This is a genomic window from Mycolicibacterium stellerae, from assembly GCF_003719305.1.
GTDB classification, from domain to species: Bacteria; Actinomycetota; Actinomycetes; order Mycobacteriales; family Mycobacteriaceae; genus Mycobacterium; species Mycobacterium stellerae.
Genome location: NZ_RARC01000001.1, coordinates 120,430 through 134,375, shown reverse-complemented (window position 1 = coordinate 134,375; position 13,946 = coordinate 120,430). Strand labels below are relative to the sequence as shown.

13 protein-coding genes are annotated in these 13,946 nt (G+C 66.8%); 6 read left to right on the top strand and 7 right to left on the bottom strand.

Translation table 11 applies throughout. The features are described 5' to 3' along the window. Positions 1-2 precede the first annotated feature (2 nt). Both D6M19_RS00630 and soxR read right to left on the bottom strand, forming a co-directional pair. Positions 3-599, bottom strand: coding sequence for an alpha-ketoglutarate-dependent dioxygenase AlkB (locus D6M19_RS00630; RefSeq protein WP_123023237.1), 597 nt, complete (start codon positions 597-599; stop codon positions 3-5). Between the two features lie 34 nt (positions 600-633). Next, positions 634-1,065 carry a redox-sensitive transcriptional activator SoxR gene (soxR, locus tag D6M19_RS00625; protein WP_164478271.1) on the bottom strand — a complete coding sequence of 144 codons (432 nt, stop codon included), beginning with the start codon at positions 1,063-1,065 and terminating at the stop codon, positions 634-636. Positions 1,066-1,103: 38 nt separating this feature from the next. Between soxR and arcA the strand changes: the two genes are divergently transcribed. After that, positions 1,104-2,336 (top strand): arginine deiminase, encoded by a 1,233-nt coding sequence (gene arcA, locus D6M19_RS00620; RefSeq protein ID WP_123023604.1) that lies wholly within the window; start codon positions 1,104-1,106, stop codon positions 2,334-2,336. 409 nt (positions 2,337-2,745) lie between these two features. On the opposite strand, the gene D6M19_RS00615 is transcribed toward arcA, so the two are convergent. After that, positions 2,746-4,290: a dolichyl-phosphate-mannose--protein mannosyltransferase gene (locus D6M19_RS00615; RefSeq protein WP_206428409.1), complete on the bottom strand. Its 1,545-nt coding sequence runs from the start codon at positions 4,288-4,290 to the stop codon at positions 2,746-2,748. Between the two features lie 24 nt (positions 4,291-4,314). Between D6M19_RS00615 and rsmI the strand changes: the two genes are divergently transcribed. Both rsmI and D6M19_RS00605 read left to right on the top strand, forming a co-directional pair. Next, on the top strand, positions 4,315-5,151 hold the full coding sequence (gene rsmI, locus D6M19_RS00610) for a 16S rRNA (cytidine(1402)-2'-O)-methyltransferase (RefSeq protein ID WP_123023236.1): 837 nt from the start codon (positions 4,315-4,317) through the stop codon (positions 5,149-5,151). Positions 5,152-5,163: 12 nt separating this feature from the next. After that, positions 5,164-5,901 carry an alpha/beta fold hydrolase gene (locus D6M19_RS00605; protein ID WP_123023235.1) on the top strand — a complete coding sequence of 246 codons (738 nt, stop codon included), beginning with the start codon at positions 5,164-5,166 and terminating at the stop codon, positions 5,899-5,901. On the opposite strand, the gene D6M19_RS00600 is transcribed toward D6M19_RS00605, so the two are convergent. The 4 genes from D6M19_RS00600 to metG all read right to left on the bottom strand — a co-directional run bounded on the left by D6M19_RS00600 (position 5,843) and on the right by metG (position 10,946). Beyond that, positions 5,843-7,135: an aminodeoxychorismate synthase component I gene (locus D6M19_RS00600; RefSeq protein ID WP_123023234.1), complete on the bottom strand. Its 1,293-nt coding sequence runs from the start codon at positions 7,133-7,135 to the stop codon at positions 5,843-5,845. The two genes, D6M19_RS00605 and D6M19_RS00600, sit on opposite strands and share 59 nt — an antisense overlap. A 12-nt stretch (positions 7,136-7,147) precedes the next feature. Then, the gene (sigJ, locus tag D6M19_RS00595) at positions 7,148-8,086 is read right to left on the bottom strand and encodes an RNA polymerase sigma factor SigJ (RefSeq protein WP_123023233.1); all 939 of its coding nucleotides are present in this window, start codon (positions 8,084-8,086) and stop codon (positions 7,148-7,150) included. Continuing rightward, positions 8,083-9,267: an NAD(P)/FAD-dependent oxidoreductase gene (locus D6M19_RS00590; protein ID WP_123023232.1), complete on the bottom strand. Its 1,185-nt coding sequence runs from the start codon at positions 9,265-9,267 to the stop codon at positions 8,083-8,085. The genes sigJ and D6M19_RS00590 overlap by 4 nt, the downstream gene beginning before the upstream one ends. 92 nt (positions 9,268-9,359) lie before the next feature. Beyond that, a complete protein-coding gene (gene metG / locus D6M19_RS00585; RefSeq protein ID WP_123023231.1) occupies positions 9,360-10,946 on the bottom strand; it encodes a methionine--tRNA ligase in 1,587 nt (528 codons plus the stop codon). On the opposite strand from metG, the gene D6M19_RS00580 reads away from it, so the two are divergent. The 3 genes from D6M19_RS00580 to rsmA all read left to right on the top strand — a co-directional run bounded on the left by D6M19_RS00580 (position 10,933) and on the right by rsmA (position 13,940). Next, positions 10,933-11,814 carry a TatD family hydrolase gene (locus D6M19_RS00580; RefSeq protein ID WP_123023230.1) on the top strand — a complete coding sequence of 294 codons (882 nt, stop codon included), beginning with the start codon at positions 10,933-10,935 and terminating at the stop codon, positions 11,812-11,814. The genes metG and D6M19_RS00580 overlap by 14 nt on opposite strands. Positions 11,815-11,916: 102 nt before the next feature. Further along, entirely contained in the window at positions 11,917-13,044 is a 1,128-nt protein-coding gene (locus D6M19_RS00575; RefSeq protein WP_123023229.1) for a resuscitation-promoting factor, read from the top strand. Continuing rightward, complete coding sequence (rsmA, locus tag D6M19_RS00570; protein ID WP_123023228.1) at positions 13,041-13,940, top strand: 16S rRNA (adenine(1518)-N(6)/adenine(1519)-N(6))-dimethyltransferase RsmA; 900 nt, start codon at positions 13,041-13,043, stop codon at positions 13,938-13,940. Before D6M19_RS00575 ends, rsmA begins: the two co-directional genes overlap by 4 nt. The last annotated feature ends 6 nt before the right edge of the window (positions 13,941-13,946 follow it).

The window sequence follows — 13,946 nt, the reverse complement described above, 5'->3', positions numbered from 1 at the left end:
GCTCACCGCACGTCGTGCGGCCGGAACTGGATGCTGATTCGCTGACCGACCGGCTTCACCGTCTTCGGGATGGCGTGCTCCCACGTGCGCTGGCACGACCCACCCATCACCAGTAGATCGCCGTGCCGGTGTTGCAGCCGTAACGATTTGCCGCCGCCGCGTGGGCGCAATGCGAAAACCCTTGTGGCGCCCAAACATACGATTGCAACCATGGTGTCCTCAGTGCTGCTGCGGCCGATGTTGTCGCCGTGCCATGCCACGCTGTCTTCGCCGTTGCGATAGAGGCACAGCCCCGCGGTGGTGAAGGGTTCGCCGAGTTCGCCGCCGTAGGTGTCGTTGAGCCGCCTGCGCATCTGCTTGAGCATCGGATGGGGAACCGGTTCGTCGATCAGGTGGTGAAAGCTGACCAGTCGCGGCACGTCGAGAACGCGGTCATACATCTGCCTGCGCTCGGCCCGCCACGGGATGACCTCCATGAGTTCGTCGAACAGCGAGTCGGCGTCAGACAGCCAGCCCGAGCGCACCTCGACCCATGCTCCGCCGCCCAGGTGCTGCCGCTCGGCGGGGTCGAAGAGCGAGCTTTGAAGCGCCACCTCCATGCGCACGAGTTTATCGCACACGCGTTCGAATGATCTACAGCCGCACCGCACCGGGTCCCTGGTCGGCCAGCATGTCGCCGGGGTTGGACAGCGCGCAGGTCTTCAGGCTCAGGCAACCGCAGCCGATGCAGCCCGTGAGGTTGTCGCGCAGCCGCTGCAGATGAAGGATGCGGTCGTCGATGTCTTGGCGCCAACCTGCCGACAGTCGCGCCCAATCCTTGCTGGTCGGGACGCGGTCTGTGGGCAGCGTGGCGAGGGCCTCCCGGATCCGGGCGAGCGGGATGCCGAGCCGCTGCGACATCCGGATGAACGCGACACGCCGCAACGACTCGCGCGGGTAGCGGCGCTGATTGCCGGAGGTGCGACGGCTGGCGATCAGGCCCTGCCGTTCGTAGAAGTGCAGCGCCGAGACGGCCACACCGCTGCGGTCGGCCATCTCGCCGGGCGTCAGCTCGTGGATGTCCACACCTGAACAATAGTTGAGGTGAGGGACCCATGTTCGAAATGACTCTTCGAGATACGGTGCTTACCGTGCCTGGAACCGCGCTGGGAGTTAACTCCGAGGTCGGGACGCTGCGGGTGGTCATCCTGCACCGTCCCGGCGCCGAACTGCAGCGGCTGACGCCGCGCAACAACGACAGGCTGTTGTTCGACGGCTTGCCATGGGTGGCTCGCGCCCAGCAGGAGCACGACGTCTTCGCCGACCTTCTACGGTCGCGCGGGGTGGAGGTGTTGTTGCTGTCGGACTTGCTGATCGAAGCGCTGGCCAGCGGTGCGGCCCGGATGCACGGCATTTCGGCCGCCGTCGACTCACGCAGACTCGGCTTGCCCCTGGCGCAAGAACTTTCGGCCTACCTGCGCACTCTGGATGCCGACGATCTTGGCCACGTCATGATGGCGGGCATGACATTCAACGAGCTTCCGTTCGGCGAGAACGAGTTCTCGTTGGTGCGACGCATGCATCACGGCGGAGACTTTGTCATCGATCCGCTGCCCAATCTGTTGTTCACCCGCGACTCGTCGTTCTGGATCGGTCCGCGAGTGGCCATCACCTCGCTGGCGCTGCCTGCCCGGGTACGCGAGACATCGCTGACCGACCTGATCTACGCCCACCACCCGCGGTTCCTCGGTGTACGGCGCGCGTACGAATCGCGTTCTGCGCCGGTGGAGGGCGGAGACGTCTTGCTGCTTGCCCCCGGCGTTGTCGCGGTGGGCGTTGGCGAGCGGACCACGCCGGCAGGCGCAGAGGCGTTGGCCCGGAGCCTTTTCGACGACGGTCTGGCACACACCGTGTTGGCGGTGCCGATCGCCCAGGAGCGTGCCCAAATGCACCTCGATACCGTCTGCACGATGGTCGACGTCGACGCCGTGGTCATGTACCCCAACATCGTCGACTCGTTGTCGGCGTTCACCATCAGTCAAAAGGGCGACGGTGTGACGATCTCCAGGGCCGCACCGTTCGTCGACGCTGCGGCCGACGCGATGGGAATCGAGAAGCTGCGCGTGATCGACACCGGTCTTGATCCCGTCACCGCCGAGCGTGAGCAGTGGGACGACGGCAACAACACGCTTGCGTTGGCGCCCGGCGTGGTGGTCGCCTACGAGCGCAATGTCGAAACCAACACTCGCCTCGCCGACTCAGGGATCGAAGTGCTGCCGATCGCGGCCAGTGAGCTGGGTACCGGCCGCGGCGGCCCGCGCTGCATGTCCTGCCCCGTCGCCCGCGACCCGCTGTAGTTCATCGACGATGCCGCATCGCGGCGCGGACCCGACGGACGACAGAGGCGGTGGACTGTTCGCGGAGTACTCGAATCTGAATCCGATCTTCACGTCATCCCAACCAATGGAAAGCACCGTCTCCCATAGGCTGTCGCGGAGAATGATGCTCGTTGTGGCCGAGGCAGACCGGCGTCGAGCACCATCAAGCGCAGCCTGGTTTGGTTTGGCGAGGATGCCCCGCCGTCCATCACCGCGAGCGCAGCGCGCGCCGCTCTGATGAAGGGCATCATGCCGCGATGGTCTCCCGAGGAACTGACACCTCTAATCCCCTAGAGCCCAAATCCACTCCACGGCTGTGGATACCGCAGAAATGCGCCCCAACAGCTGCCGTGGTGTAGAAATCGGCGCTAGCGCGCGGGCGAGGGTATTACCGCCAGCTGGGCAGCCAGATCTCCAGGTTCCACGTCGACTGTGAGATCGGTACACCCGTGAGAATCGGATACATCCAGGCGAAGTTCGTGATCACAAGGGCCACATAGCAACTGACGGCCAACAGGCCAAGCGTTCTTCGCTCGGCGTTCTGGTTCGGCTGATGCAGTATGTCGCCGCAGATCAGCGCGATCGCCATGACAAGGAACGGCGACATCGTCGCCGCGTAGAAGAAGTACATCTGCCGGTCGATGTCGGCGAACCACGGCAGGAAACCCGCGCCGTAGCCAACCAGGACGGCGCCGTATCGCCAGTCCTTCTTGACGAATGCCCGCCACAACGCCCAGCCGAGCACGGGCACCGCGACGAACCACATCGCAGGCGTGCCGACCAGCATCACGGCCTTCACGCACGACTGCGCGCCGCATCCGGGCACGTTCTCCTGGTCGATCGCATAGAGAACGGGCCGCAGCGACATCGGCCACGTCCACGGTTTGGACTCCCACGGGTGGTGGTTGCCGTCGGCGTTGGTCAATCCGGAGTGAAACCGGTACGCACCGTAGGTGTAGTGCCACAGCGACCGGATGGCGTCAGGCATGAAACCGCCGGGACCGATCGACTGGCCGACTTCGTGGCGGTTCACCGCGGTTTCCGACGCGAACCACGGCGCATACGACGCCAGGTATACGCCGAACGGAATCAGCGCCAACGCATACGCCGTCGGGCCGAGGTCACGCCGCAGCGTTCCCGCCCACGGCCGCGGCACCCGGTACTGCCTGCGGGCCGCGACGTCGAACGCCAGCGTCATCAACCCGAAGAACACGATGAAGTACAGGCCGGACCATTTGGTGGCACACGCCAGCCCGAGCAGAACACCGGCACCGAAGCGCCACCACCGCACGCCAAGCCGCGGGCCCCACGGTGTCTCGCCGATGCGGCCATCGAGCAGTGCGACGTGCATGCGCTCGCGCACCTCGTCGCGGTCGACCATCAACGCGCCGAAGGCCGCCACCACGAAGAACGCCAGGAAGCCGTCGAGCAGAGCCGTGCGCGACGCCACGAAGTTGACCCCGTCGGCGATGAGCAGCAGGCCCGCGATCGCGCCGACCATCGTCGAGCGGGTAATCCGCCGCACGATCCGCGCCACCAGCGCGATCCCGATGACGCCGAGCACCGCGCCGGTGAACCGCCAGCCAAGCCCGTTGTAGCCGAAGATCGCCTCGCCTATCGCGATCAACTGCTTGCCGACAGGAGGGTGGACCACCAGCCCGTAGCCGGGGTTGTCCTCGACGCCGTGGTTGAACAGCATCTGCCAGGCCTGCGGCGCGTAATGCTTCTCGTCGAAGATCGGCGTGCCCGCATCGGTCGGCGAGTTCAGGTTGAGGAACCGCGTGAGCGCCGCAAGCGCTGTGATGACGGCGGTCATCGTCCAGCCGTTCAGCCGGTCGACGGGCCCGAAGTCGGCGACCGGCATCAGCGGCCCCGGACTGATCACGGGGATCGAGCGCGCGGCCGACGGCTCTTCGGTGGCGGTGGCGGTCACGGGACCGATCGTAGGCTGTGCTGGATGAGCCCCGGACGATTGCTGCTGGCCGCCACCCCGCTGGGGTTGCCCACCGACGCGTCGGCACGGCTGATCAGCGCGCTCGGCGGCGCCGACGTGGTGGCCGCAGAAGACACCCGCCGGGTCCGGGCGCTCGCGCAGGCGCTTGACGTCCGCATCGCGGGCAAGGTCGTCAGCCTGTTCGACCAGAACGAGGCGACGCGGGTCCCGGCCCTCGTCGACGACGTCAGAAGCGGCGCGACGGTGCTTGTGGTCAGCGACGCGGGCATGCCCGTGATCAACGACCCCGGCTATCGACTGGTCTCGGCATGCGTCGAGGCCGGGCTGACGGTGAGCTGCCTGCCCGGCCCGTCGGCGGTGACGACCGCGCTGGCGGTCTCCGGGCTGCCCGCAGACCGGTTCTGTTTCGAGGGCTTCCCGCCGCGCAAGCAGTCGGCGCGCAAGACGTGGCTGACCGGGCTGATCACCGAGGCGCGCACGGCGGTGTTCTTCGAATCCCCGCGGCGGCTGGCGGCCTGCCTGCAGGACGCCGTCGAGGTGCTCGGCCCGCAGCGTCGTGTCGTGGTGTGCCGGGAGCTGACCAAAACCCACGAAGAGATCAAGCGCGGGACGTTGGCCGAACTCGCCGGGTGGGCGGCCGACGGTGTGCTCGGCGAGATCACCGTCGTGCTGGAAGGTGGGCAGCCGCAGGCCGATCTGGAGACGCTGGTGGCCGAGGTGCACGCGCTTGTCGACGACGGCGCCCGGGTGAAGGACGCGTGCGCCCAGGTCGTCGCCGCCAATCCAGGGGCGCCGTCGAAGCGCGAGCTTTACGATGCGGTTCTGCGCTCGCGCGACTGACCCGGAGGCGCCATGGCACTGCCCGCGTTGGTGCTCGTCCACGGCGGCCAGCACGCCGGTGACTGCTGGGATCTGACCGTCGCCGAAATCCGCCGCCTGGCACCGGGACTCACGGTGCTGGCCGTCGATCTCCCCGGTCGGCGCGGCAAGCCGGGCGATCTCAGGACAGCGACCATCGAGAGCTGGGTGGATTCTGCGGTATCCGACATCCAGGGTGCAGGCATCGACGACTTCGTCATCGTCGGGCACTCGATGGCGGGCATCAGCGTTCCCGGCGTAGTGGCCAAACTTGGACCGTCACGCGTGCGGGAGATGGTCTTCGCCGCCGCTTTCGTTCCGCCGGACGGGTCGGCGGTGGTCGATACCCTTCCTGGCCCGTTGGGTTGGTACGCGCGTCGCTACATCGCAAAGGGCGGCGTCGCCACATTGCCCAACAGCCTTGCAGCGTGGGCGTTCTGCAACGGTATGAACCGCATGCAGCGCGCGTTCAACATGGAGCGGTTCCACGCAGAAGGGGCGGCCGTCGTCGTAGAGAAGGTCGACCGCTCAGGCATGCCTCGCGACGTGCCAAGCACCTGGATCCTCACGCTGCGCGACCGCGCGCTCTCCGTGACCGCCCAGCACCGGTCGATCGCGGCGCTGGGTGGTGTGCAGACCGTCATTCCGGTCGACACGTGCCACAACCTGATGGTCAGCGAGCCGGGACTGCTGGCCGAGATCCTCGTCGAGCGCTGTCGGCGCTACGCGTAGCACCGACGATCGGAGCGGCCTTGTGCAGGCACTCGTCCCACTCGAGATCGGGGTCGGAGTCCGCGGTGATGCCACCGCCGACGCCAAGCACCGCCGAGCCGTCGGCGCCGAACTCCACGGTTCGGATCGCCACATTCAGCTCACATCCGGCGACCGGCGAAGCCAAACCGACTGTGCCGCAATATACTCCGCGCCGATGCTGTTCCCAGCCGATCAGCAGTTCGCGCGCGCGGGTCTTTGGGGTGCCGGTGACGGACGCCGGCGGGAACGCGGCGTCGAGCAGCGCGGCCACCGGCAGCCCGGTGGGCACGCGCGCCGCCACCGTCGACACCAGATGCCACACACCAGGTGCGGGCCGCACCGCGAGAAGTTCGGGCACGGTGACCGAGCCCGTCACCGCGACGCGGCCCAGGTCGTTGCGGACCAGGTCGACGATCATGATGTTCTCCGCGACATCCTTGACCGACGCGCGCAGCGCCGCGGGATCCGCAGTCCGCGGCAGGGTGCCCTTGATGGGACTAGACGTCACGACATCGCCTGCCCGTCGAAGGAACAACTCCGGCGACAGCGAGGCCACCGCACCCCATTCGCCTGCCAGAAATGCCGCCCGCGCAGGCGACGTGCGTTCGACTGCGTCGACGAAGAAGTCGATCGGAGCGCCGTCGAGTCGGCCGGCGAACTGCGTGCACACGCAGGCTTGGTAGATCTCACCCGCTGCGATCGCCTCAAGGCAGTCCAGCACGCCCCTGCGGTGGGCGTCGCGATCGGCCCCTCCCCAGGTAATGTCGAAATCATTCGGCGGCAAGGGGTTTCGTAGTGCCTCGGCAATCCATCCGGAAAGCTTTGCACCGGAAAGACTTTCGTACCACCAGTGCCCGTCGCTGTCCTGGCGCAGCACGCAGTCGGACCAGCCGCCAGCCGCTTCTGGGATACGCGCCGGTCGTCCGTCGGCGCTTGCATCGGGATACGACAGGTACCCGAACCAGCCGCCCCCGACCGACCCGTCGTCCTGGTGATTCCGGCGCGCTGGCGTGCGCGGAGCATCGGCGAGCGCGCCGAAATCGCTATAGGTGACCGCGGCCACCGTCACCGACGGCGCGATGACCGCCCCGCAGCGAAACCATTCGCCGATCAGTGCGGCAGGCGGCGCCATCCCGCGCCGCTCTGCCGCCGCCGCGACCGCCCGCAACACCATGGGGGCGCTGCCGAGGTCGCCGAGCCGCTCGATCCGCACCGACCCAGCTTGTCAGACGTTGCGGCTGATCTCTCTCGGGATGGCAATCCCCAGCAGCTTGTCCGGATTGCGCATCGCATAGAAGTTACTGATCAGACCGTCGGTGATCTCGATGAGGAACACGCCCTCCAGCTGGTCGCCGTTGTAGACCACGAACGCCGGTGAGCTGTTGTAGACGGCCGTCTCGAACCGGACGTCCGGCATCCGCTCCGCCGCGACCCGGAACAGCGCGGCGAGAATGCTCGCAACCTTGCGCGCCCCTATCACAGGCCTGCGGGCGGCCGACACCTTACCGTTGCTGTCGGCCGTCCACGTGGCGTCCGGTGCCAGCAGTGTCATCAAGCCGTCCACATCGCCCGTCGACGCGGCCGCCATGAACTGCTCGGTCAGCTCAGCCGTCCTCGCGGAGTCGGCGGGTTCGAAGCGCTTGCGCCGCGCCTGCACGTGCTCGCGTGCGCGATGCGCGACCTGACGCACGCTTGTCACGGATTTCCCTACAGCGCTCGCAATTTCGTCGTAATCGAACCCGAACACCTCGCGCAGAACGAACACCGCCCGCTCGTCGGGAGTGAGCGACTCGAGCAGTACCAGCATGGCCATCGAAACCGACTCGGCGAGAACGAGATCGGTGGAAGCATCGCGCTCGTCGAGCAGCAGTGGCTCTGGTAGCCACGGCCCGATGTACTCCTCGCGACGGCGGGCGCCCGCCCGTAACGCGTTGAGCGCCTGCCGGGTCACCAATTGCGCCAAATACGACTTGGTGTCCCGCACCGTCGCGAGGTCGACCTCCGCCCACCTCAGATAACTGTCCTGCAGCACGTCGTCGGATTCGGTTGCCGAACCGAGGATCTCGTAGACGATCGTGAACAGCAGCGGACGCAGAAGCGTGAACCGCTGGGCGTGTTCATCGCCGCCCGAGCCGGTGAGCTGGCCGTGGCCCGAGGTGGTCACGGGTTCGTGACCACCTGGGGCGCAGCAGCGGACTGCACGCAACGCTTGTCGCCCTTGAAGACGGGACTCGATCCCGGCTTCTTCGCCTCTTGGCGAAGGCCCCAAAGCGTGCCCTTGCAGACGGCTTCCTTCACCTTTGCGGCCAGTCGACCGCTGAAGTAGAGCCGCAACGGGGTGTCGTCAGCGCGGGAGACCTGCAGCGTCGCGCCGTATCGGCCGAGGCTGGTGCATGTGCCGACGAACCTAGGCTTGATGACTCCCGGCTCCTCGCCCGCAATGCGACTCAACACGGTGTCCGCCGCCTGCGTGGCCAGCGGTCCGGCCGCCTGGCAGCTCATCCGCAGCGGCTGGTCGGATGGCGCGGCGCAGTCGCCTGCGGCCACGATGCGGTCATCGTCGACGCTGGTCAGTGTCTCGTCGGTGAGCAGACGGCCCAACGTGTCGGTGCGCAGTCCGCTGGCGGTGGCCAGTTCCGGCACGCCGAAGCCTGCGGTCCAGATGGTCACCGCGCTCGGGCGCACGGCGCCGTCGGCGAACACCACGGCATTGCGGCGGACCTCTGCCACCACATCGGACTCGAGCACCGCAACCCGGTGCTTGCGCATCCACTTGGCGACCGATCGGCGGCCCGGCTCGGACAGCGACGGCGCCAGCTGACCTCCGCAGACCAGCGTGACCTTGCGACCTTGCTCGGCAAGCTCTGAGGCCGTCTCGATTCCGGTGAGCCCCGCACCGATCACGGTGACCGGCGCATCGGGGTGCAGCTCGTCGATTGCGGTGCGCAGCCGTTGCGCCAGCTCCAATTCGGCTATCGGATAGGCGAATTCGGCCGCGCCAGGAACGGACGCCGGGACGGCCCCTGTGCTGCCGACCGCGTAGATGACGTAGTCGTAGTGCACCGGCTTGCGGCCGGATGCGAATTCCACGGTCTGTGCGGCGGTGTTGATCCTGCTAGCGCTGTCGACGACCAGTTGGATTCCTTCTCCGAGAAGTGTGCCGTAGTCGGCGGTCGCTTCACCGGTGCCCGCGACGAGCTGGTGCAGGCGGATCCGCTCGACGAACTTCGGCCGCGGGTTGACCAACGTGATGTCGATGTCACTGCGCAACCGCAGATGGTTGGCCGCCAGCGTGCCTGCATATCCACCGCCGATGACCACGACGTGTGTGCGCTTGCCGGTCATGATGTCTCCTGTTCTCTCGGTGATGCCCTCAAGACACCGCCGAGCCGCGAGACGTGACAAGACGTGACGCGTGTCACTCTCGCGAGCGAAAGTCACTCCGCCTGATAGCGCGGGAACACCCCGACCGGGGCGGGCAGCGCGGTCCCCGGCGCCAGCCGGGTGCCGATCGCGGCGAAGGTGCGCTGGTCTTCTGGCTGGCCCAGCAGGTCAAGCAGGTTGGCGGCCGAATCGGGCATCACCGGCTGCACCAGCAGCGCGGCGACGCGCACAACCTCCATCGTCGTGTAGAGCACGGTGCGGAACCGCTGCTGGTCGGCCTCGGCCTCCGACTTGCGCAGCACCCACGGCTCCTGGGCCGAGAAGTAGCGGTTGGCCTCGCCGAGCATCAACCAGATGGCCTCAAGCGCGAGGTGCATCGCGGGCACATCGAAATGCGCCCGCACCGTCGACAACAACTCCTCGCCAGCGCGGGCCAGCAGTGCGCGGTCGTCGTCGGAGAATTCTGCGGGCGAGGGCACGATCCCGTCGAGGTTCTTGGCCACCATCGACAGCGACCGCTGCGCCAGGTTGCCCAACTCGTTGGCGAGGTCGGCGTTGACCCGCGTGATGATCGCGTCCTCGCTGTAGCTGCCGTCCTGCCCGAAAGGCACCTCGCGCAGGAAGAAGTAGCGCACCGGGTCGACGCCGAACGTGTCGACGAGGTTCGCCGGGTCGACGACGTTGCCCACCGACTTGGACATCTTCTCGCCGCGGTTGAGCACGAATCCGTGCGCGAAAACCCTTCGCGGCAATTCGATTCCCGCCGACATCAGGAACGCCGGCCAGTACACGGTGTGGAACCTGATGATGTCCTTGCCGATCATGTGCAGGTCGGCGGGCCAGAACCGCGCAAACAGCTGCGAGGACGTGTCGGGAAAGCCGACGCCGGTCAGGTAGTTGGTCAGCGCGTCGACCCACACGTACATCACGTGATCAGGATGGTCGGGGACCGGCACACCCCAGTCGAACGTCGTGCGCGAGATCGACAGGTCGCGCAGCCCGCCGGAGACGAAGCTGACCACCTCGTTGCGTCGGACATCGGGGCCGATGAACTCGGGGTGGGCCTCGTAGTGCGCGAGCAGCCTGTCGGTGTAGGCCGACAGCCGGAAGAAATAGGTCTGCTCCTCGGTCCACGTCACCGGTGCACCGGTCTCGCTCGCCACGCGCACACCGTCGGGCCCGACCGCCGTCTCGCCCTCGGTGAAGAAGCGTTCGTCGCGGATCGAGTACCAACCTTTGTACGAGTCCAGGTAGATGTCGCCGGAGGCGTTCATCCGGTTCCAGATGTCGATGGAAGCTTCGATGTGGTCGGGATCGGTCGTGCGGATGAAGCGGTCGAAGGAGATGTTCAGCTTCTCCTGCAGCCGCTGGAAGACATCGGAGTTGCGGCGGGCCAGCTCGGCAGTCGGAACGCCCTCGGCTGCGGCGGTTTCGGCCATCTTCAAACCGTGCTCGTCGGTGCCGGTCAAATACCGCACGTCGAACCCGTCGAGCCGCTTGAAGCGGGCGATCGCATCGGTCGCGATGTATTCGTAGGCGTGCCCGATGTGCGGAGCACCGTTCGGATACGTGATCGCGGTGGTTATGTAGTACGGATTCCCTGTGGTGCGCGTCCTCGCGCCGGGGATGGCGGTGGTCATTTCCTCACCACCTTATGGTGTGGCGGTGAGCAGTTCCCGTCCGGCGCCGCCGCCTCCCGAGCCGTTGGGCCCCTTGGTCGACGCGCACACCCACCTCGACGCGTGCGGCGCCAAGGATGGTGACGACGTGCGTGCGATCGTGGACCGCGCCGCGGCCGTCGGCGTGACGGCCGTCGTCACCATCGCCGACGACCTTGACTCGGCCCGCTGGGTCACCGAGGCCGCCGACTGGGACCCCCGCGTCTACGCGGCGGTTGCGCTGCACCCGACGCGGGCCAACGCGCTCACCGACGAGGCGAAGACGGTTATCGAGCGGCTGGTCGGCCATCCCCGCGTGGTGGCGGTCGGTGAGACCGGGCTGGACAACTATTGGCCGGGCCGGCTCGACGGGTGCGCGTCACCCGGGGAGCAGCGCGACGCCTTCGCCTGGCACATCGACCTGGCCAAGCGGACCGGCAAGCCGCTGATGATTCACAACCGCGACGCCGACGCCGACGTGCTCGACGTGCTGCGGGCCGAGGGCGCACCCCCGACGGTGATCTTCCACTGCTTCTCGTCGGACGCCGAGATGGCGCGGACGTGCGTCGACGCTGGCTGGGTGCTGAGCCTGTCGGGCACCGTCAGCTTCCGCAACGCCCGCGCGCTGCACGAGGCGGCGGCGGTGATCCCGGCCGGGCAGCTGTTGGTGGAGACCGACGCGCCGTTTCTCACCCCGCATCCGTACCGGGGCGCGCCGAACGAGCCGTACTGCCTGCCGTACACCGTGCGCGCGCTGGCCGATATCGTCGACCGGCCCGCCGCGGATGTGGCCAAAGAGACCTCGGCGACCGCGGGTCGGGTGTACGGCTTCGCGGTGAACTCGTCGTGAACGATGGCGAGTTGCCGTTGCTAGGGCAGTTCGTTACCGTCTTGTGATCTATGTCAGGGGCACAGAAGCAGACCGGGGCCCGAGTCGGGGATAAGCACTGATTTGAATGCATTAGACAGACTCCATGAGTCGCGCTCGCCACACCTGCGGGTGCTGGTCTTCGTCACGTTGCTGGCGCTGACCTTCGCCGGTGGTTTCGCTGTGGCGGCGCACAAGACCCTCACACTGACCGTCGACGGCACCCAGATGACCGTGGCGACGATGAAATCGCGCGTCATCGACGTCGTCACGGAGAACGGCTACGACGTCGGCGACCGCGACGATCTCTATCCCGCGGGCGATCAGGCCGTGCATCAGTCGGACACGATCGTGCTGCGGCGCAGCCGTCCGCTGCAGATCTCGCTGGACGGCGAGAACAGCCGCGAGGTCTGGACCACCGCGTCCACCGTCGACGAGGCACTGGACCAGCTGTCGATGGACGACAAGGCGCCCGCCGCGGCCTCTCGGGGCAGCCGCGTACCGCTGGGCGGCATGTCGCTGCCGGTGGTGAGCGCCAAGAACGTGCAGATCAACGACGGTGGAATCGTGAGGATGGTGCATCTAGCCGCCCCCAACGTTGCCGATCTGCTGGCCGCCGCAGGGGCCCCGCTCGACCAGAGCGACTCGGTGGTGCCTGCCGCCTCGTCTCCCGTCGTCGAGGGAATGGCTGTTCAGGTCACTCGTGTCCGGATCGAAAAGGTCACCCAACGAGTACCGTTGCCGCCGAACAGCACGCGCATCGAAGACCCGACGATGAACATGAGCAGACAAGTCGTGGAAAACCCGGGAACGCCGGGCGTTCAGGACGTAACATTTGCCATCGCCAAGGTCAACGGCGTGGAGACCGGCAGGCTGCCAGTAGCTAATGTCATCATCACTCCGGCTACTGACGGGGTGCTGCGGGTGGGTGCCAAGCCGGGTACGGAAGTGCCTCCCGTTAGCAACGGCAACGCTTGGGACGCCCTCTCTCAATGTGAGGCGGGCGGCAACTGGGCGATCAACACGGGCAACGGATTTTTCGGTGGTGTCCAATTTGATCAAAATACCTGGGAGCGAAACGGTGGTCTGAGGTATGCTGCGAGGGCAGATTTGGCAACGCGTGAAGAGCAGATCGCGATTGCTGAGGTCACCCGGGCCCGTCAAGGTTGGGGTGCGTGGCCCGTATGTAGCGGAAGAGTGGGGGCGTCCTGACCATCAGATTGCTGGGCCGTACCGAAATTCGGCACCTTGCCAAAGAGTTGGATTTCAGGCCGCGTAAGGCTTACGGCCAGAATTTCGTTCACGACGCAAATACCGTGCGCCGTGTGGTTTCCGCATCCGGAATCAACCGCCATGACCACGTCTTGGAGGTCGGACCCGGTCTCGGCTCGCTGACGCTCGCGCTGCTTGACCGCGGCGCCAAGGTCACCGCCGTGGAGATCGACCCGGTGCTGGCCGGTCAACTGCCGCACACCGTCGCCGAACACTCGCACAGCGAGATCAACCGGCTGACGGTGCTGAATTCCGACGTGCTCGATCTGCGGCCCGACGACCTGCCCGAGCAGCCGACCGCGCTGGTCGCGAACCTGCCCTACAACGTGGCGGTTCCCGCCTTGCTTCATCTGCTCGCCGACTTCCCGTCGATCCGCACCGTGATGGTGATGGTGCAGGCCGAGGTGGCCGAGCGGCTCGCTGCCGAGCCCGGCGGCAAGGACTATGGCGTGCCCAGTGCCAAGATCAGGTTCTACGGCAAGGTGCGCAGGCACGGCATGGTGTCGCCGACGGTGTTCTGGCCCATCCCGCGGGTGTACTCGGGACTGGTGCGCATCGACCGGTATGAGACCTCGCCATGGCCGACCGACGACGGTTTCCGCCAGCAGGTCTTCAAGCTGATCGATATCGCTTTTGCTCAGCGCCGCAAGACTTCTCGCAACGCGTTCGCCGAATGGGCGGGCGGCGGCAACGAGTCCGCACAACGGCTGCTGGCCGCCAGCATCGATCCGTCGCGACGGGGTGAGACGCTTTCCATCGCCGACTTCGTAAGGCTGTTGGAGCGCTCGGGAGTGTGGGATCACCAGGCCAAGAAAGTGATCCAGCCGGCCGAATAGCCGTAG